Origin of the sequence: Chryseolinea soli (genome assembly GCF_003589925.1) — a bacterium.
GTDB lineage: Bacteria > Bacteroidota > Bacteroidia > Cytophagales > Cyclobacteriaceae > Chryseolinea > Chryseolinea soli.
Map to the genome: position 1 here is coordinate 1,549,772 of NZ_CP032382.1, position 19,879 is coordinate 1,569,650.

The window sequence follows — 19,879 nt, forward strand, 5'->3', positions numbered from 1 at the left end:
CAGCCGCCAGATCGCACCAAAAAAAACTTAAAAAAAACTTAAAAAATACCCCAAACAAAAAAGGCATCCCGTCTGGAATGCCTTTTTGAATGCTGTAAAGCCGGTTGACTTATGCTTGTGCGATCGGCTCTACCGATACATAAGATTTGTCTTCTCTTTTCTTTTTGAAAACTACCACACCGTTGGTGAGGGCGAACAAGGTGTGATCCTTGCCGATGCCCACGTTCTTGCCGGGGTGGTGCTTGGTGCCGCGCTGGCGAACGATGATGTTGCCGGCGATTACTTTCTGGCCACCGAACACCTTAATGCCAAGGCGTTTGCTTTCCGATTCGCGGCCGTTCTTTACTTTACCTTCACCTTTTTTGTGTGCCATGGTGGGTTATGCGTTTATTCGTTAATGGATAATTTACTGTGCGGAGGGCCGGATTAGCCGATGCTCTCGATCTGCACTTTGGTGTACTGCTGGCGATGGCCGTTTTTCACGACATAGCCTTTGCGTCTCTTTTTCTTGAAGACAATAACTTTATTGCCTTTTACATGCTCCAGTATCTTTCCTGATACGGTAGCGCCATTCACAGTAGGGGCGCCAATATTGATCTGTCCACCGTCGTCGATGAGAAGGACTTTATCGAAGCGCACGGCTGTGCCTGCTTCGCCTTCCATCTTGGGGGCATAGATATATTGATCTTTAGCCACTTTGAACTGTTTACCGGCAATGTCTACTATTGCGTACATAGCTTTTTGAAAAATTGGACTGCAAAGGTAGAAAAAGAATCCACAAATTAGAACCGGGGTTTCAATTATTTTGGGAAGAAGGCCCCTCCAGGCCCTAAAAATTTTTTTTTCAAAATTCACCCCCCATGTTTAGCTACTAAAACGCCCTAACGCCGGCCGATTAAAGAACTATTTTACAGTAACTTATCTATCCACAAAGCTTCAACAAGTTATCCACAATCGTTGTTTTTAGGCCGTATTCGCTGTTTTGATTTTTAGAACCAATCTACGTTCATTTGTACACTTGACGCTGACCTGGGGCAGGCATTCAACTTCCTCTTCAAAGCAAACAAGATTTTACTGGAGAAATGAACGGGTGTTAGCTTTGGCTGGTGCCCTTTCGATATTTTGGATTAACCCCTAAAAACCCGAGAGACATGAGCCACGGAACCCTCGAAGAACCCATACTAAAAGAGAACAAGGATCGCTTTGTTCTTTTTCCCATCCGCCAACACGAAATCTGGAAATTCTATAAACAGGCGGAAGCTAGCTTCTGGACAGCCGAAGAAATCGATTTGAGCCAGGACCTGACCGATTGGGTAGGGCTCAATGACGGCGAACGTCACTTCATTACCCACGTGCTGGCCTTCTTTGCCGCCAGCGACGGTATCGTGAACGAAAACCTGGCCGAGCACTTCATCTCCGAAGTGCAATACACCGAAGCCAAGTTCTTCTATGGCTTCCAGATCACCATCGAAAACATCCACTCCGAGACCTACTCGCTGCTGATCGATACGTATGTAAAAGACCCCAAAGAAAAGGACAAGCTTTTCCACGCCGTCGAGACCATGGATTGCGTGAAAAAGAAAGCGGACTGGGCGCTGCGTTGGATCGACAAGGGCTCGTTCGCCGAACGCCTCGTTGCCTTTGCCGCGGTGGAAGGCATTTTCTTCTCCGGCTCATTCTGCTCCATCTTCTGGCTGAAGAAACGCGGCCTCATGCCCGGCCTCAGCTTCTCCAACGAGTTGATCTCGCGCGACGAAGGCCTGCACTGCGACTTTGCTTGCCATCTCTACACACAGCACCTCGTGAACAAGCTGCCCGAGCAAACCGTGATCGACATTATTAAGGATGCCGTGGAGATCGAAAAAGAATTTGTAACCGATGCCCTGCCCGTAAACCTTATCGGTATGAACGCTGTTCAAATGAGACAGTATATCGAGTTTGTGGCGGACCGGCTGCTGAATGAATTGGTTGGCAAAAAAGTCTATAATGCTACCAATCCGTTCGATTTCATGGAGATGATTTCGCTAAGAGGTAAAACGAATTTCTTCGAGAAACGTGTAGCCGAGTATCAGAAGGCTGGAGTGATGAAGAGCACGGAAAAAGAAACCACTCCTAAGTTTTCACTGAACGAAGATTTTTAATATATTCAATCACTTTTTAAACTTTCTCTCACAACAACCCTAATCCCTCAAGATGCTTGTACTAAAACGTGACGGACACAGAGAATCAGTCAAATTTGATAAAATCACCGCACGAATTGAAAAACTCTGTTATGGTTTAGATCCCAAGTTCGTCAACCCTGTAGAATTGGCCATGAAGGTGATCAATGGCCTCTATGATGGTGTCTCTACGCAGGAGCTGGATAATCTTGCCGCGGAAATCGCAGCAACGATGACTACCCGGCATCCTGATTTCGCAAAGCTGGCGGCGCGCATCGCCGTTTCCAACCTGCACAAAGTGACCAGCAAGTCGTTCTCGAACACGATGAAACGGCTGTATACATATGTTGACCCCAAGACCGGCGAAAACGCTCCGCTCATTTCCAAGGAAACCTGGAAAGTCATTAAAGAGCACGCCGCCGAACTGGACGAAGCTATTCTATACGACCGCGACTTCGCTTACGACTATTTCGGCTTCAAAACACTGGAGCGCTCTTACCTGATGAAGGTAGACGGCAAAGTGATCGAACGTCCGCAGCATTTGCTCATGCGTGTAGCCGTTGGTATCCACGGTGAAGATATTCCCGCGGCCATCGAGACCTACAACCTGCTCTCGGAAAAATGGTTTACTCACGCTACGCCTACCCTGTTCAACGCCGGCACACCGAAACCTCAATTGTCGTCGTGCTTCCTGTTGACCATGAAGGACGACAGCATCGACGGCATCTATGATACCCTGAAACAGTGCGCAAAAATTTCGCAATCCGCCGGTGGTATCGGTCTTAGCATTCACAACGTGCGTGCAAAAGGATCGTACATCAAAGGAACGGGTGGAACCTCCAACGGTATCGTGCCCATGTTGCGCAACTTCGACATGACCGCACGTTATGTTGACCAAGGTGGTGGCAAGCGCAAAGGCAGCTTCGCGATCTACCTGGAACCGTGGCATGCCGACATCTTCGATTTCCTCGATCTGAAGAAAAACCACGGCAAAGAAGAGATGCGCGCACGCGACCTGTTCTTCGCCGTTTGGATCCCCGATCTGTTCATGCAGCGCGTGGAGAACAACGAAATGTGGTCGCTGTTCTGTCCCAACGAAGCCCCCGGCCTGGCCGAAGTATATGGCGAAGAGTTTGAACGCCTCTACGAGAAATACGAAAAAGAAAGCAAGTTCCGTCGCCAGGTGAAGGCACAAGACCTGTGGTTCGAGATCCTCGAGTCGCAGATCGAAACCGGAACGCCTTATATTCTCTATAAGGACGCCGCCAACAAGAAATCGAATCAAAAGAACCTGGGCACCATCAAATCCAGCAACTTGTGCACCGAGATCATCGAGTATACATCGCCCGACGAAGTGGCGGTTTGTAACCTCGCGTCTCTCGCCCTGCCCAAGTTCATCACGGAAGATGGTCAGTTCGATCATCAGAAATTATACGAGATCACCAAGGTGGCTACCCGCAACCTGAACAAGGTGATCGACATCAACTATTACCCCGTCATTGAAGCGCGCAATTCCAACATGCGTCACCGCCCCATTGGGTTGGGTGTGCAGGGATTGGCCGATGTGTTCATCCTGCTCCGCATGCCGTTCGATTCGGACGAAGCCCGCAGACTGAATGAAGATATTTTTGAGACCATCTATTTCGGTGCTATGGAAGCATCGATGGAGTTGTCCAAACAACACGGCCCCTACGAAACCTTCAAAGGCTCGCCGGTGTCGAAAGGCATCTTCCAATTCGATATGTGGGGTGTAACGCCCAAGAGCAATCGCTGGGATTGGGAACGCCTGAAACGCGACGTGAAGCAAAACGGCGTGCGCAACTCCTTGTTGCTCGCCCCGATGCCTACGGCCTCCACATCACAGATCCTCGGCAACAACGAGTGCTTCGAACCTTACACCTCGAACATCTATACCCGCAGAACCTTGTCTGGTGAATTCATCATTGCCAACAAGCACCTGATGAAAGACCTGATGAATCTCGGTCTGTGGAGCGAGAACATGCGTCAGAAACTTATTGCCGCTAACGGTTCGGTGCAAAATATTCCTGAGATCCCTCAAAACATCAAAGACATCTACAGAACGGTGTGGGAGATCTCGCAAAAGTCGATCATCGATATGTCGGCCGACCGCGGCGCATTTATCTGCCAGTCGCAAAGCCTGAACATTCACATCACCAACCCGAATTTCGGCAAGCTCACTTCCATGCACTTCTACGCTTGGAAGAAAGGTTTGAAGACCGGTATGTACTACCTGCGCTCTACGGCTGCCGCCGACGCGATCAAGTTCACGCTCGACAAAGCCACCGTACAAGAGCCCAGCCTGCAACAAGAAGTCGCAGTTCCTGCCGAGGTCGTTGTGGCAGAGCCCATGCTGGCACAGACCGTAGTAGCCGATGCGCATCAGCAAACCATCCGCTACGAATCGCAAGCCGACTACGATCAGAAGCGCGCCGACATGGCCTGCTCGCTCGATAACCCGGATGCCTGCGAAGCTTGTGGTAGCTAAGTCATCACCCAAATCATAAAAAAAGAAGCGGCTGTCTCCAAAAGGACAGCCGCTTCTTTTTTTGATTATCGGTCCGTGCTTGGTGTTGTTACGTCGCGCGTTTAAAATTTGTCTGCGCTTGCCGATTCATACGACATGCGATACCGTTCCGGGATGGCGTTGCCCAGCATGGCGCCTACGGGAACGGAGGGATAGATCTCCTCTAAGGTGCGCACCTCATTCATAAACACACGACGGCTGATCTGGTGGCGATTTAATTTTTGTGGCTTATCGATGCCCGACGCGCCCATGAGCTCGACAAAGCTCTCGATCGTGTTCTTGTGAAAATTAGCGACGCGCACTTTTTTGTCTTCGATCACCAGGCCTTTCACGAGGTCGGGATCTTGTGTGGCCACCCCCGTGGGGCAGCTGTTCTTGTTGCATTCCAGCGCCTGTATACAACCAATCGCCATCATCATCGCGCGGGCGCTGTTGCACATGTCGGCACCCAGGGCCAGCGCACGCAGCAATTGAAAGCCGGTGAGAATTTTTCCCGACGCGCCGATCTTGATGTGTTGCCGGATGTTGAATCCTCTCAGCATGTTGTCCACGAACGCAAGGCCGTCCAGCAGGGGCATGCCCACGAAATTGGAGAACTCCGGGGGAGCGGCGCCGGTGCCTCCTTCGCCACCATCGACGGTGATGAAGTCGGGGTAGGTGTCGAGTTCCACCATGGCTTTGCAGGCGGAGATGAATTCACTTTTCTTTCCCACACACAATTTGAATCCTACCGGTTTGCCACCGGAAAGCGTGCGCAGTTGTTTGATGAAGAGCACCATTTCCTTTGGGGTGGAGAAGGCGCTATGAAACGGTGGTGAGAACACGGTAGTGCCGGCTTTCACCAAACGAATAGCGGCAACTTCCGGTGTGTTTTTCTTCGCAGGCAAAATGCCGCCGTGACCCGGCTTGGCGCCTTGCGACAATTTGATCTCGATCATTTTTACTTCGGGGCGTGTCGCGTTTTTGCGAAAGGCTTCGGGCGAAAACCGTCCTTCTTCGTCGCGTGCACCAAAATAGCCCGTTCCAATTTGCCAGATGATGTCGCCACCTTGTTTGAGGTGATATGGGCTCAGACCGCCTTCGCCGGTGTTGTGGGCAAAGCCGCCGATCTTGGCGCCGGCATTCAACGATTCGATCGCGTTGCTGCTGAGCGAGCCAAAACTCATGGCCGATATGTTCAGGATGCTGGCACTGTAGGGCTGTGTACAATCTTTGTTGCCTACCTGCACACGCGGATGATGGTCGATGGCGTGAAAATCCAGCGGCACGATGGAATGACTCATCCACTCATAGCCTTCGGCGTACACGTTCAGTTGCGTCCCGAAGGGCGTGGTGTCCACCTGCTTTTTGGCCCGCTGATAGATCACGGAGCGGTCGTTGCGATTGATGGGCGAGCCATCGGTATCGGACTCCACGAAGTATTGCTGGATCTTGGGACGCAGGTCTTCGAACACGTAGCGCAGCCGGCCCATCAATGGAAAGTTGCGTTTGATGGACTGTTTGGTCTGGATCATGTCGTGATAACCCATAAAAATAAAAGGCCCCACCAGAAATAACGCGAAGAGCGCGTCGATCCAGAAAAAGGCCCACACGAAAATAAGCAGCACGACGATGGTGCTGACAATGACAAAATTTCTTCTCATAATGCTTACGGGACGATCGTCAAATATACTAAAATCAATTTGCGGAAGAACGGGGGTGAAGAATGCATAATCGTCGTTTGCGGACTACCTTGTATTACTAATTCCTTGCTATGAACGAAGTACCCCACCTCATGGAACACATCGATTTCGACACCACCTTCCTGGTGTTCGACCTGCTTGCCGTTTTCATGTTTGCGGCATCCGGGGCCTTGACGGCCATTCGCAAAAAATATGATTTCATCGGCGTGTTCATGCTGTCGTTTGTGTCGGGTTTGGGTGGGGGTTTGATCCGGGATGCGATCTTTATCCAGGCCGGCCCGCCCAAGGCGGTGACCGATTCCAAATACTTGTTGGTGATCCTGGGGGCGTTCGTGCTTTCCCTGATCTTTCATGGCAGCATGCACCGGTTGAAGCGCACGGTCATCCTGGTGGACGCCCTGGGGCTGGGTGCCTATGGTGTGGTGGGAGCCGAAGCGGCCTTGCAGGAAGGGCTGGTGCCCCTGGCGGCCGTTCTGGTGGGCATTTTCAATGCCTGTGGCGCGGGACTGATCCGCGACGTGCTGATCCGCGAAGAGCCGATCATCTTTAAGCCAGGACAATTCTACGCCGCAGCGGCTATTCTGGGGTGCGGTATTTTTGTGGGAATGGTGGAGTTGGGACATGCCGATCACACCCTGGCCGCCATCCTGGCCACGCTCACCGTATTTTTGATGCGCATCCTCTCCATCTATTTCGATTGGCAAACGCGGCCCGTGCTGGATGAGGATGACCGTTCATAAAGGCCCCTTTTATCTTTGCCCGTCAAAGGCTTTCTTTGTGACGAACCAATCCAACTACGCTACCTTATGAGTCTTCCCAAGAAAATTGCGCTGGGTTTTCTGGCCCTGCTGGTCATCATCCAACTCTTCCGGCCCTCCAAGAATATTTCCAACGAGATCATTACCGCCAACGACATCTCAAAAAAATACGAGCTCCCTCAAAACGTCCACCAGATCCTCATCAAAAAATGCTACGACTGTCATAGCAACAATACCATCTACCCCTGGTATTACAACATTCAGCCGGTGGCCTGGTGGATCGCCCACCATGTAAAAGACGGCAAGCGTCACCTGGATTTCTCGAGCTTCAAAACTTACCCCGAGAAAAAAGCCAACCATAAAATGGAAGAGTTGTCGGAAGCCATAAACGAAGGCTGGATGCCGTTGGACTCTTATCTGTGGATCCACAAAGAAGCCACCGTCACCGCCTCCGACCGCGAGGCCATCAACGCCTGGATCAAAAGCCTGCCCATTGTTTTCGAAAAACACGAAGAAGGAGAGCAACACTGATTACCGGCAAGCAAACTAGTTATACGTGATCAGGGATGGCGCGCGTACAAAGCTACCGCTATACTTGATGCGGAGGTTGCTGGTCACGCTGATCTTGAATGCGCTCACATTTTGAATGGTGCGCGGATAGTAGAACAATTTGAGTTCTATCGTACCAAACACAAGGTTTTCGTTCCGTGTCCGCACGCCCGTGCCCAGGGCAAAATAGGGTTTGTCGTAAAATATAAATTTATCCTTGCCATTGATCTCCGCCACGTCAATAAACACGATCGGCGCAAACCGGAAACCCAACAATTTCCAGGGTGTGTAGAGCACCATCTGGTAGCGTCCGTGCAGCCGCTTGGTGCCCAGCACACTATCGGCCCGGAAGCCTTCCAGTCCGTAGGTGCCGTTGATGTCCAGCAAAATATTGGTGCGCTGATTGAAAACGTAAGTGAAGTCAATATCGGTTTCGTGCCGGATCATAAACCGATTGTGATATTTCAGTTTGGAAAACAACTGTCCCGAAACCAGGATGGTGGCGTCCTCAAATCGGCCGCGATACCGGTAGGCTCCCACCCGCAGGGAGGTGGTGTAAAAATTTCCTCCCTTGTGAAAGAACGATTTGTCAAGGTCAAAGCCCGCGTAGGGCCGGCTCAGTCCCAGCAGACTTTCCCAACCGAGAAGAAAGGACACCGTGTGACCATAGGGCACGTCTTCCGTACGACCAAAGCCATATACGTATCGTGTTTTGTAGAAATCCTGCCGGAAGAACGTGAATGAGCCCAGCACATATCGGCGATTGTTATAGATGGGGTTGTTGATTTCGTACTCCTGTATCGGCTTTTCGACGAACCGCTGGTTAAAAAACCGCGCGCTCAAAAAATGGCGCCCCCGGTCGCCCGTGTTTTTCTTTGCACCGACGTTATAGCCGAGCCACACATCGGAAATGTTGTATTGATAGCCTAAAAAAGAGGAGTCCGGGGTTGAATAAAAATTCTGCGACCAGTTTTTGCTAAACTCCAACCCACCGGCCATACGCGAATAGGGTGAGACCAGGGGCCGGTCGAGCCGGAAATACCACGCATTCTCCTCGGCCTCGCCATAGCTGCTTCCGGAGTTGAGTTGCGTGTAGCCAACCGTGGCGTTGACCAGGCTCCCGCCTACACTGCTTTTGCGATAGTAAAGGCTATAGCCAAAACGCGGATAGCGCGGGTAGTCGTAGAGCCCGTCGAACTGTGTGCGCTGGCCTGCGCCCAAAACGTTGACGTCGTATACGTGGAAGCTGAATTTGTTGGGGCCCCGGGGACTGAAACTTCCGCCAATGCTAAAAACGTCGCGCGTCACCACCAACACATCCACCGAATCGTCGGAGCCCGTGATGGGCATCACCTGGATGCGGGCCTCCAGCATGAAGTCCTGGTCGCGGAGAAAGCGTTCGTTGTCGGCGAGCTTATAGGGATTGAGCGGTTTTTTTTCGTAGAAGAAGAGGTGCTGACGGATCATCCACTCCTTTGAATTTTTGTGCAGCGCATTGGCGGCCTTGGCCGCGAAATTTTTGATGGTGCGCGTCGTATCGGTAATCGTCTTGTCGAACCCGATGTGATTTACCCGGATCTTGCGGATGATCTTTCCCTCGTAGGGAAGAAAGGGATCTTCGCTTCGGGTATCGATCGGGTCGTCTTGCAGGGATTTGCGTGTAACGCTCTTGAGGATCTCTTTCGAGAGCCGCGTATCTTTCACCGCATCGATGATGTTGCGGGTGGTGTCTTTTTTTGTTTTATCCTTCTCCGGTTTTTCCTGGGCAAGCGCGACGGTCAGCATGCTGATGCAGAAAATTGCGCTGAGGAATAAACATTTTTGCCAAACCATTGTGACCGTTGAGCGCCTTAAGTTATCATACCTGCACCACAAACAAAAAACCCGGGCATACCGGGTTCTGTTATAAAAATATTGTCTTTTTAGGGCTTATGCCAATGCCTCAACAGCTTGAATTTCGCCGGGCATCATGCGGGTGAAAAGGTTTTCGATGCCGGCCTTCAGCGTGATCATCGATGAAGGGCATCCACTGCAGGATCCCTGCAATTTCACTTTCACAATGCCGTCTTTGAAGGAGTGATACGTGATGGCGCCACCGTCCTGCTCCACGGCCGGGCGGATATATTCTTCCAGGATGGTCTTTATCTTCCGGATCGTATCGGTCTCTTCTTCCTCCACGGCAGTGTCGGCTTCGCTCACGTCGAGGATGAACTTGCCGTCTTCCAGGAATTTTTTGATGTGTTCTTTAAGGGTGCTTTGGATCTCCAGCCATTCCACGTCTTCGGTTTTGGTGACCGTCACGAAATTGCTCGCGAAAAATACGCGGCCCACGAACGGGTAAGCAAAAAGTTCGATCGCCAGGGGCGAAATGGAAGCCGTTTCCGCATCGGGAAAATCGAAGCTCATGCCCTCGGGGACGAGCATCTCGTTGACCACGAATTTCAGGGAATTGGGGTTGGGATTCGATTCCAGGTAGATATGGACATTTTTGGGGACGGCCTGCAGCATATTTTCAGATTTAATACTCCAACAAAATTAAGCAATTTAAGTTCACCCCGAAACGGGTAAAAAGGGCCTGAAACAGGCCATTAGGCAGGATCTGGTTCCTCATTTTCCAAAGCATTTTCCCATTTGCTGACCACGGCCGTGGCAATGCTGTTGCCGATCACATTCGTGGCACTCCGGCCCATGTCGAGCAAGGGGTCGATGCCCAGCAGCAGGGCCAGGCCGGCCTCGGGTATGTCGAAGGTGGCCAGCGTTCCTGCAATGACCACCAGGGAGGCGCGTGGCACGCCCGCAATGCCCTTGCTGGTCACCATCAGCACCAGCAGCATGCTCAGCTGTGTGCCCAGGGGAAGGTGGATGCCATAGGACTGGGCGATGAAGAGCGACGCAAAGGTCATGTACATCATGCTGCCGTCCAGGTTGAACGAATATCCGAGGGGAAGCACAAAGCTTACGATCTTGCTCTTGCAACCAAATTTCTCCAGCTCTTCCATGGTCTTGGGAAATGCTGCCTCGCTGCTGGAGGTACTAAAGGCCAACAGCACCGGTTCCTTGATCCGCTTGACGAGACGGAGCACCCGCTTGCCGATGATGAGCAAACCGGCCAGGATGAGGAGTGTCCAGAGCAACGCGAGTCCGAAATAAAATTCACTCATGAAAATCGAATACGTCTTCAAAACGCTCAATCCCTGTTTGGCGATCACGGCCGTCATGGCCCCGAACACGGCCAGCGGCGCGAAGTTCATGACGTAGTTGGTCACTTTCAGAATAACATGTCCCGCCGCATCGAAGAACGTGATGACGACCTTGCCCTGTTCGCCAACGGCCGCGGTGGCAATACCAAAGAAGACTGCGAACACCACGATCTGGAGGATCTCATTTTTTGCCATGGCATCGATCACCGAGCTGGGGAACGTGTGATATAAGAAATCTCGCAACGTAAATCCGTTGCGGGTGATCACGGTTTCGTCGGTGTCGGGCAGTGGCAACTTCATGGCTATTCCCGGTTCGAAAATGTTCACGAGGAGTAAACCGAGCAACAGGCTCAACAGCGATGCGCTTATAAACCACAGTAAAGTTTTTCCGCCAATTCTTCCCACAGACGTGATGTCGCCCAGCTTGGCCACGCCAACCACCAGCGTGCAAAGTACCAGGGGCGCTACGATCATTTTGATAAGCCGGAGAAAAATATCGGGGAGCAAGGCGAAGGGCTCGACTTTTTTATCGCGTGCCTGCAGCACTTCGCTGCGGTTCTTGGTGAGGGCTTCCTTCTCGGCGGTCAACCGCGGAATGGCGTTGCTGTCGGCTGCGTGTAGGGCATGCTGGGTGGCTTCCAGTTTGACCTCGATCTCCTGGAGCTTGGCATTCTCTACTTCGATATAAATTTTATTGAGGGTAAATCCCAGCCCTATACCCAACACCATGGCAAGGACGATGAAGGTAGCGAGCCTGTTTTTCTTGGGGGGGTTGATGTCAGCCATAGCCACGGGATACAAAGTTTTTTAATTGGGCGGCAATATAACGGAAAAGCCTGTAGTCTGAGGTATTCTGTCGCGTTCGACCAAAAAACTGTCAGGCTCCCTGTCCGCTTTTAGCCTGTGAACGCAAGGGTCCGATGCAACGGCCACATGGTCGTGCGATAAAAATCGTTCATTCCGTGATACTTTTTGATCACGGCACTCGGGAAGCCGATACGCTGGCAGGAAGCTTCGTATATTCGTTACGATGCGCCCCCTAAACCTATTCCTGCTGTGCAGCCTGGCACTGCATCCCTGTATCCTTTATGGTCAGGCTGATACGATAGCCCGGTCAAAAAAAATTCGCATTACCCCCCTCCCGGTCATTTATTACTCACCCGAAACGCGTCTCGGATTTGGTGCCCTGGTGGCCGCAAATTTTGAAACCACAAAGCATCCGGACACCCTCACGAAAAGCTCCTATGCTCAAACCTATTTCCTGTACACGGTCAATCGTCAATACGATTGGGGTACCTCCACACGCATCTACATGCCGGAAAATAAATTCGTTTTCTATGGCAAGTTCAATTACACGTTCTTCCCGGAATACTATTACGGCATCGCTACCGAAGATCCCCTATCGAAAAAGGATACGATTCAATACAATCGCATCGGCGCCGATGTACGGCTATACAAAAAACTAAAGCGTCACTACTTTATCGGCGCGGCCACACGCTTCAACCGCATCGCGAATGTGGATGGCGGAACGACAGGTCATTTTGTGGAGGACAAACCGTTAGGTTATGAAGGCTATTGGCTCTGGGGATTTGCACCCGCGTTTGCCATTGAAACGCGCGACAATTTTGTATATCCCCGCAAGGGATTTTTCCTGGAAGTGTTGTATTATCTCTATCCTTCGTGGAGCGGAGAAAGTTACCGCCTTCAGAACTTCAAGCTCGACATCCGGAAATATTTTCCCGTGCACTGGATCAGTCCCATCGACGCCCTCGCCTTTCAATTCCTGGCCAACGTGAATACGGGCAGCGTGCCGTTCAAAGACCTGGCCGACATTGGAGGTTCCTATACGATGCGCGGTTATTATACCGGCTTTTATCGCTACGCCAATCTCTATGCTTTTCAGGGTGAATATCGCACCAACGTGTGGAAGCGACTGGGTTTCACGGTATGGCTGGGCGGCGCGCTGACACCGGAGAAGTGGTATACGTTCTTCGACCATTCGTTCAAGTTCAACGCCGGGGTTGGCTTGCGCATCATGATCAATCGAAAAGACCGTCTGAATGTTCGCGTCGACCAGGGTTTTGGCAACCAGGGGCAAAGCGGTTTCTACCTCGATATTGCCGAGGCCTATTAACGATGTCTTGAAAGATGCGGATTATTTTGTCGTCTTGTCGCGCAAAAGAAAATCGGCCAGCACCAAAGCTGCCATCGCTTCCACGATGGGGACGGCGCGCGGCACAACGCAAGGATCGTGTCGTCCTTTTCCACTCACAGTGGTTTCGTTGCCATGCTTGTCTACGGTCGATTGATCCTGCATGATGGTGGCGACGGGCTTGAAGGCTACGTTGAAATAAATATCCTCGCCGTTGCTGATGCCACCTTGAACCCCGCCGGAGAAATTTGTTTTTGTACGAATGCGTCCTTCATCGTTATAAAACTCGTCGTTGTGTTGCGAGCCTCTCAGTTTCACGCCTTCAAAGCCGCTGCCGTATTCAAATCCTTTCACGGCGTTGATTCCGAGCATGGCCTTGCCCAACTCTGCATGCAGCTTGTCGAACACGGGCTCGCCCAACCCTACGGGTGTATTTTTGATGACACACGTCACGACGCCGCCGATGGTGTCGCGGTCAAGCCGCACCTGGTCGATGAGGGCGATCATCCTTTCGGCCGTGGACGGGTCAGGGCATCGCACGATGTTGTCTTCGGTTTTCGACAAGTCGAGTGTGGTGTAGTGTGGCGCCGCGAGATCGCCGACTTGCGACACAAAGGCGTTGATCTCTACGTTATGTTTTTTTAACAACAGCTTGGCAATGGCACCTGCTGCTACACGGGCCGCCGTTTCGCGCGCCGAACTCCGGCCGCCGCCGCGATAGTCGCGCACGCCGTATTTGGCTTCGTAGGTGTAGTCGGCATGGGATGGGCGGAACGTTTCGGCAATGTGGCTGTAGTCCTTGCTGCGTTGGTCCTGGTTTTCGATCACTAGCGCGATGGGTGTGCCGGTAGATTGTCCCTCAAAGACGCCGGAGAGGATCTTGAAGACATCGTCCTCCTTGCGTTGTGTGGTGATCTTGCTTTGGCCGGGCTTCCGGCGATCCAATTCTGATTGAATGAATGCTTCGTCGATCGCTAATCCGGGCGGGCAGCCATCGATGACCACGCCGATGGCCGGGCCATGCGATTCGCCAAAGGTTGATATTTTAAAAAGGGTTCCGTATACGTTGCTCATGCTTGATTTTCTCCGGACTGAATTTTAGACGGCTGGCTTTTTGAACACAAGATAGGCGGAAGCGCCTAACATCGCCAAAATAAAAAAGTTGAAGGCCCACTTCTGCCATCGCGTGTCGGCCATGGTCCTGAGCGCGTTGTCGGCGGTCTCGATCTTGTTATAAAAATTTCCCATGTCGCTGGACTGAATGGCTTCGTTCTTTTTGCTTTCACCGGCCACCGTCACCATGAGTTTCGATTTCAGGGTGTCGTATTTTTTCAGCTTGGGATTGAAATACACCCACTGAAAATAGTCCTTCAGTTTAAATTGTCCCGGTTCTTTCGGGATCATAAAATAACTGAACGACTTGGTGCCCGTGATGCGATTGTTTTGACGCGTGATGTCCTGACGCACGTTGGGCTCGTAGAACTCGAACTTGTCGTCGCTTTTTGTTTTGGGTTTATCGATGGCCGAGATGTTGCCTTCGCCATAGACGTTGAAGTTATAGCCGGCACTCTGGCCCGTCTCCAGGTCGGTGTGGCGGATGCGTTCGTCGAGGCGATAGTCGCCCACGGCCACTTCGTCTTTGAGCGGGTGTGGCGGCAGTTCTTTTACGATCACGCGCTTGGGCTTCGTGAAAAACTTTTTGAAATCCTCTTTCCGGTTCTGTCCAAAAAAAGAAGGGTTCTTGGCGACTTTGTATTTGATCATCTCCAATCCTACGCTGGGGAAGTTGATCGGCTCGGCGTTGAGGGGAAAGTAGACAGCTTCGTATACTTTATACTGCATATAGTCGCGCCCGTTAATCTTCACGTTTTCGCCTTCGATGTTTTCGATGTTGAAGTTCTCTTCCCAGCAGTTGGTGGGTTTGATCTTTTTTAGAATGTCTACCAGCTGGCGACCCGGATCATAGAATTGCAGGGGCGCCCGGTTTTCTTGTGAAACAAAAAATGAAAGCGTCGTGGTAAAACCTTCGCCCACATACACCTCGTCTTTGCTGGTGGTGAGCGCCAGGAAGGCATCCTCTTTAATATCGACAAACTCCGTGTCGCCGCTGCCAAAGAAGTCGTCGCCAGGACGGTCGAAGAAGCTGCGGAAGGGATCGTTTTGTTGCTGTTGCTGCAACGGCGGCCCTACGCGTACTTTTTTGCCCGGAACGTTTATGGGCTTACCGTTCACTTTCAGGGTAAACGAAGGAATGGTGAAGGTGCCCTGTTTAGTAGGTGCATAGGTCATGATCACGCTTTGCGAAGCAGACACCTGCCCGTTCACAATGCTGGTCGTGGATTGAGTGGATTGTCCACGCTTGCGGAAGCCTTCGATCTCGGGAAAGTTGTCATAGTTTTTCAGCGGCTCGTTTTGGGCCGTGATGGTGATGGTCCACGTCTGGTTCTCACCGATCTCGTCCGGACCCAGCGTGATCTGGACGCCTTGGGCGAAGGCCGTTCCCGGCAGGAGTCCGGCCAGGAAGACGAATAGAGAAAGACGTATGAAAGGCATCCACCGCATAGTTTGTACTAGAAAGTCAATATGGGTCAAAGTTAAGGTTAAACGCAAAAACCGGTACGAAAATTAAGCCGCAATCGTTGATTTTTGGCTAAAAAAAGGCCCTTTCAACTGAATATTAACCCATCGCTCTAAGGAAACCGGAAACTTAATGTGGGCTACTTTGGAATTTTTGGACAATTTTCTAAATTAACACTCGTTAGGATTCTAAATTTTTTAAACTATTCAGATTTTTGCCATGCTGAACTATGTTAAAACTGTGCTCACCAAAGTGAGTTTTAGCGCGCTTCTCTTTGAAAAAGAGCTTCGCAAAGCCATCAACCTCTTGATCGGCGAAGAAGTAAACGAACTCAAAAACTGGTGCTACACCAGGTTTGGGACAGAACACGAAGAAATACTCAATCGGTGCTTCGTGGTTGCTTAGACACAAGACTAAAATGACTTTCAAAGCCCTTCATGATGAAGGGCTTTTTTTATTCCCTCTCCCGATCCCCGCGACGAACATTTTCATCCTCCACAAATAGAATATTGCGCTGCAAGCCTTTCAACTTTGTGCGCTGCACGGCCGACTTGGGGAATAATTTTTTGAAAACATCTTCTGTGATCTCGCGCCAATCCTGACGCGTCATGTTTTCCAGTTCGGGTGGCGGATTGAAGCGCTGCTCCTGGTGAGGTTTGGCAAAGCTGTTCCAGGGGCAAACTTCCTGGCAGATGTCGCAGCCGAAGATCCAGTTGTCGAACTTTCCTTTCACAGACGCCGGGATCTCCTCTTTCAACTCGATGGTGAAATAGGAAATGCATTTGCTGCCGTCCACCACATAGGGCTCGCTGATGGCGTCGGTGGGGCAGGCGTCCATGCAGGCGGTGCAGGTGCCGCAGTAGTCTTTCATGCCTTCGTCGTGGTCGAGCTCCAGGTCGATGATCAACTCGGCGAGGAAAAAGAAGCTGCCCTGGCTGCGGTTCAGGAGAAGGCTGTTCTTGCCGATCCAACCCAACCCACTCCGTTTGGCCCAGGCGCGTTCCATCACCGGCGCCGAGTCCACAAAAGCACGGCCGTGAACCTCTCCGATCTCTTCCTGAATTTTGTCGAGGAAGATCTTTAGTTTATCCTTGACCACTGTGTGATAGTCTTCGCCATAGGCATAGCGCGCGATCTTCAGATCGCTTTTGCCTTCCAGGGGTTTTTGAGGTGCGTAGTTGTAGATCAAACTCACGACCGACTTTGCGCCGGGCACCAACAAGGTGGGATCGAGTCGCTTGTCGAAGTGGTTTTCGAGGTAGCCCATCTTGCCTTGGTAGCCGCGCTTCAGCCACTCTTCGAGACGCGGGGCTTCGTCTTTTAAAAATTCCGCTTTCGAAATACCACAAAATGAGAACCCCAGCGATGCTGCTGTTGCTTTTACGAATGCTGTGTGGTGCGCGGTCATCTTCACGTTTCAAAATTAGGAATTTTCAACGGGTGTTGATGTGCCGCTTAGACATTGCGTCTGCGAAGTGACGTGGGGGTTAGCGGCAGTCAGGGCTAAAGCCCTTTATCGACAAGGGCATTGGTCCCCGGGCTAAAGCCCGGGGTTATTCAATAAATCAATCATCAAAAAATATCCAATTGATCAAAATCGATCAGCAAATAACCATTTCATTCAAAATCGATTAGCCTTTCATTCAAATCAATCAAAAAAATAACCTCAGGCTTTGGCCTGAGGTTTAAGGTGCTTATTCAATAAAGGGCTTTAGCCCCGAACATCCCGTGGGGTACACGCTATTTTCTTACCAGAGTTTTTCCGGATAAGTGCCGTAGGCGACCTGGACTTTGAGCTTTTGGGATACTTCTTCTTTGTCTTCTTTGTAAGTAACGCCGAACCAATTATCGCTGCCCGAAAGTACGCGGACCTTTCCGATGCCTTCTTTGATCATTTCGTTTACGATCAGCGGGATGTAGAATTCCGATTTGATGTTGCCTTCGTTGTTTTTCAGGAACTCGTTAAAGAGTTTTTGAGCGAAGTCGAAGACGTTGGGTTGAAAGCCCCAGAAGTTCATGGAGGTGGGCACATCAGGGCTGAGCTCGCGGTCGCCATCTTTTTCTTTGGAGATGATCTTACCGTTTTCTTTTACAATGGTGACGCGCTCCACCACGGTTTTCAAAAAGCCGTCGGCATCGCGCTCGCCACAGCCGCGCGACACGCTGCCGTGTTCGGAGAGCACCTTGCTGAGGGTATAGCCCACCATGGCGTGTTCGCCGGAAGTTTCACCGGCAAAAAAATTGGCGATTGACTCAAAGGATTCTTTGCCATAGAAATCGTCGGCGTTGATGGCCACAAAGGGCTCGCGGATCACGTCGCGGGCGCACAGCAATGCGTGGCCGGTTCCCCAGGGTTTTACCCGTTCGGGGTTCTGAAATTGGGGTGGCACCATCTTGTCGAGGGACTGGATCACAAATTCGACCTCCACTTTTCCCTGGAGCTTGGGCAGAAACTTTTCCTTTACGACGTCGAGTATTTCTTCGCGAACAATAAAGACTATCTTCGTGAAACCGGCCCTTACGGCATCAAAAAGGGAATAATCCATAATGGTTTCGCCATGAGGCCCAAAGCCGTCTATTTGTTTGATACCTCCATAGCGGCTTCCGATGCCGGCCGCCAGGACCAATAAAGCGAGTTTTTTTTGTGGATTATTTGGTGTGTCCATTGTGTTTTAGTTTATTTCAGAATTATAATTTGGAGTGTTTGCGCAAACATCGCTGATTTTTGTCGTTTTTTGAAGTGACCTGAACGGCCCGGAAAAGTGGTGGGGATAACGTGTGAGAATGCTACGCATGCCTTTTATACGCCGCAAAAATATAGTTTTAACCCGATAGTGATGCTGTAAAGAGGAATGACTCTTCAGAATAAAAAAGTAAAAAAGCCTAAAATACCTTAAACCAAACCAATGAGTACACAGAAGTCCTACGCCCTCCCCATGATCATCATCGGGATCCTATTTTTCGTTTTTGGATTTGTTACCTGGGTGAACGGCACCCTGATCACCTACCTGAAAATTGCCTGCGAACTCGATACGGACCTGCAGTCGTTCCTGGTAACGACGGCATTCTTCATCGCCTATTTCGTGATGGGGATTCCTTCTTCCTGGGTGCTGAATGTTACGGGCTACAAAAAAGGGATGGCCTTGGGGCTTCTCATCATGGCGATCGGCGCCATCGTTTTTGTGCCTGCCGCGCAAGCGAGAAATTTTAACATGTTCCTGGGCGGTCTGTTTGTCATCGGAACAGGTTTGGCATTGCTTCAGACGGCTTCAAACCCTTATGTCTCCATTATCGGCCCCATCGAGAGCGCTGCCAAACGGATCAGCATCATGGGCATTTGTAATAAATCTGCCGGCATCATCGCTAGTCTTATTTTTAGCGAAATCGCCCTCAGCAATGTAGACGTATTGGTAGCGGGTTTGAAATCGATGGACCCTGTTGCCAAGGACGTTGAACTGGATCAACTGGCTAGCCGGGTGATCGTGCCGTATATCATCATCGCCTGTGTACTGGCCGTCCTGGCGGTCGCCACCTTGTTCTCCGGTCTCCCCGATATCAAAGAAGAAGACGAACCTACCGAGGGCGCTTCTACCGCGGCTTCATCCAAAACCAGCGTTTTCCAGTTTCCTCACCTCATCCTGGGTTTGATCACCATGTTCCTGTATGTAGGCTGCGAAGTGATGGCGGGTGACACCATCATCAGCTACGGCAAGTCGTTGAACATTGAACTTTCCACGGCGCGTTATTTTACGATCGGTACCCTCACGTTCATGTTGTTGGGTTATGTGGTCGGTATTTTCGCCATCCCAAAATATTTGTCTCAATCCAAAGCTCTCGCCATTTGCGCGGTGCTGGGTGTGATCTTCACGACACTTGCGGTGCTCACACCGGGTATGGTTTCGGTGGGTTGTATTGCGGCCCTGGGACTTGCCAACTCGATCATGTGGCCCGCCATTTTTCCTCTGGCCATTGATGGGGTAGGAAAATTTATCCGCACAGCATCTGCACTTTTGGTGATGTCTATCGTGGGTGGCGCGGTGTTGCCCCTGGTCTATGGCAAACTGCTGCAGTCGTGGGGAAATCAGAACGCCTACATTATGATGTTGCCGTGCTATCTGTTCATCCTCTACTTTGCTACAAAGGGTTATAAGGCGGGAAAAGCCTGAATCTAACCTCATCTATAAACTTGAAATCCCTCCTTTCCCGGAGGGATTTTTTTATTTCAATTTTTTTTAAAGTTTTTGTCCATGTCCTGG

General features: G+C 50.9%; 17 protein-coding genes. 7 read left to right on the top strand and 10 right to left on the bottom strand.

Annotated features, from left to right (window positions below; all coding sequences use genetic code 11):
* Positions 1–109: 109 nt before the first annotated feature.
* Together rpmA and rplU are read right to left on the bottom strand one after the other, a co-directional pair.
* Entirely contained in the window at positions 110–373 is a 264-nt protein-coding gene (gene rpmA / locus D4L85_RS06585) for a 50S ribosomal protein L27 (RefSeq protein WP_119753557.1), read from the bottom strand.
* A gap of 53 nt (positions 374–426) precedes the next feature.
* Positions 427–735 (bottom strand): 50S ribosomal protein L21, encoded by a 309-nt coding sequence (gene rplU / locus D4L85_RS06590; RefSeq protein ID WP_073141423.1) that lies wholly within the window; start codon positions 733–735, stop codon positions 427–429.
* 416 nt (positions 736–1,151) lie between these two features.
* Here rplU and D4L85_RS06595 point away from each other — a divergent pair, with 416 nt between their 5' ends.
* Complete coding sequence (locus D4L85_RS06595; RefSeq protein WP_119753558.1) at positions 1,152–2,141, top strand: ribonucleotide-diphosphate reductase subunit beta; 990 nt, start codon at positions 1,152–1,154, stop codon at positions 2,139–2,141.
* A gap of 52 nt (positions 2,142–2,193) precedes the next feature.
* Positions 2,194–4,665, top strand: a complete 2,472-nt coding sequence (locus D4L85_RS06600; protein WP_119753559.1) for a ribonucleoside-diphosphate reductase subunit alpha — start codon at positions 2,194–2,196, stop codon at positions 4,663–4,665.
* Positions 4,666–4,766: 101 nt separating this feature from the next.
* Here the strand turns inward: D4L85_RS06600 and D4L85_RS06605 are convergent, their stop codons facing one another.
* Complete coding sequence (locus D4L85_RS06605; RefSeq protein WP_119753560.1) at positions 4,767–6,347, bottom strand: FMN-binding glutamate synthase family protein; 1,581 nt, start codon at positions 6,345–6,347, stop codon at positions 4,767–4,769.
* A gap of 110 nt (positions 6,348–6,457) precedes the next feature.
* On the opposite strand from D4L85_RS06605, the gene D4L85_RS06610 reads away from it, so the two are divergent.
* Positions 6,458–7,126 (top strand): trimeric intracellular cation channel family protein, encoded by a 669-nt coding sequence (locus tag D4L85_RS06610; RefSeq protein WP_119753561.1) that lies wholly within the window; start codon positions 6,458–6,460, stop codon positions 7,124–7,126.
* Between the two features lie 66 nt (positions 7,127–7,192).
* Positions 7,193–7,675 carry a heme-binding domain-containing protein gene (locus tag D4L85_RS06615; RefSeq protein ID WP_119753562.1) on the top strand — a complete coding sequence of 161 codons (483 nt, stop codon included), beginning with the start codon at positions 7,193–7,195 and terminating at the stop codon, positions 7,673–7,675.
* 15 nt (positions 7,676–7,690) lie between these two features.
* On the opposite strand, the gene D4L85_RS06620 is transcribed toward D4L85_RS06615, so the two are convergent.
* The 3 genes from D4L85_RS06620 to D4L85_RS06630 all read right to left on the bottom strand — a co-directional run bounded on the left by D4L85_RS06620 (position 7,691) and on the right by D4L85_RS06630 (position 11,679).
* Positions 7,691–9,478, bottom strand: coding sequence for a BamA/TamA family outer membrane protein (locus tag D4L85_RS06620; protein WP_119753563.1), 1,788 nt, complete (start codon positions 9,476–9,478; stop codon positions 7,691–7,693).
* Between the two features lie 144 nt (positions 9,479–9,622).
* Positions 9,623–10,201 (bottom strand): NifU family protein, encoded by a 579-nt coding sequence (locus tag D4L85_RS06625; protein WP_119753564.1) that lies wholly within the window; start codon positions 10,199–10,201, stop codon positions 9,623–9,625.
* Between the two features lie 80 nt (positions 10,202–10,281).
* Positions 10,282–11,679 carry a dicarboxylate/amino acid:cation symporter gene (locus D4L85_RS06630; RefSeq protein WP_119753565.1) on the bottom strand — a complete coding sequence of 466 codons (1,398 nt, stop codon included), beginning with the start codon at positions 11,677–11,679 and terminating at the stop codon, positions 10,282–10,284.
* 244 nt (positions 11,680–11,923) lie between these two features.
* Here D4L85_RS06630 and D4L85_RS06635 point away from each other — a divergent pair, with 244 nt between their 5' ends.
* Complete coding sequence (locus D4L85_RS06635; protein ID WP_119753566.1) at positions 11,924–13,027, top strand: BamA/TamA family outer membrane protein; 1,104 nt, start codon at positions 11,924–11,926, stop codon at positions 13,025–13,027.
* A gap of 21 nt (positions 13,028–13,048) precedes the next feature.
* On the opposite strand, the gene aroC is transcribed toward D4L85_RS06635, so the two are convergent.
* Together aroC and D4L85_RS06645 are read right to left on the bottom strand one after the other, a co-directional pair.
* Positions 13,049–14,119 carry a chorismate synthase gene (aroC, locus tag D4L85_RS06640; RefSeq protein ID WP_119753567.1) on the bottom strand — a complete coding sequence of 357 codons (1,071 nt, stop codon included), beginning with the start codon at positions 14,117–14,119 and terminating at the stop codon, positions 13,049–13,051.
* A 24-nt stretch (positions 14,120–14,143) separates the two neighbouring features.
* The gene (locus tag D4L85_RS06645; protein ID WP_228450791.1) at positions 14,144–15,598 is read right to left on the bottom strand and encodes a BatD family protein; all 1,455 of its coding nucleotides are present in this window, start codon (positions 15,596–15,598) and stop codon (positions 14,144–14,146) included.
* Positions 15,599–15,842: 244 nt separating this feature from the next.
* Between D4L85_RS06645 and D4L85_RS06650 the strand changes: the two genes are divergently transcribed.
* A complete protein-coding gene (locus D4L85_RS06650; protein WP_073141404.1) occupies positions 15,843–16,028 on the top strand; it encodes a hypothetical protein in 186 nt (61 codons plus the stop codon).
* A 49-nt stretch (positions 16,029–16,077) separates the two neighbouring features.
* Here the strand turns inward: D4L85_RS06650 and queG are convergent, their stop codons facing one another.
* Positions 16,078–17,031: a tRNA epoxyqueuosine(34) reductase QueG gene (gene queG, locus D4L85_RS06655; protein ID WP_119753569.1), complete on the bottom strand. Its 954-nt coding sequence runs from the start codon at positions 17,029–17,031 to the stop codon at positions 16,078–16,080.
* Positions 17,032–17,371: 340 nt separating this feature from the next.
* Positions 17,372–18,289: a nucleotidyltransferase family protein gene (locus tag D4L85_RS06660; RefSeq protein ID WP_119753570.1), complete on the bottom strand. Its 918-nt coding sequence runs from the start codon at positions 18,287–18,289 to the stop codon at positions 17,372–17,374.
* A gap of 240 nt (positions 18,290–18,529) precedes the next feature.
* On the opposite strand from D4L85_RS06660, the gene D4L85_RS06665 reads away from it, so the two are divergent.
* Positions 18,530–19,789 (top strand): sugar MFS transporter, encoded by a 1,260-nt coding sequence (locus D4L85_RS06665; RefSeq protein WP_119753571.1) that lies wholly within the window; start codon positions 18,530–18,532, stop codon positions 19,787–19,789.
* Positions 19,790–19,879 lie beyond the last annotated feature (90 nt).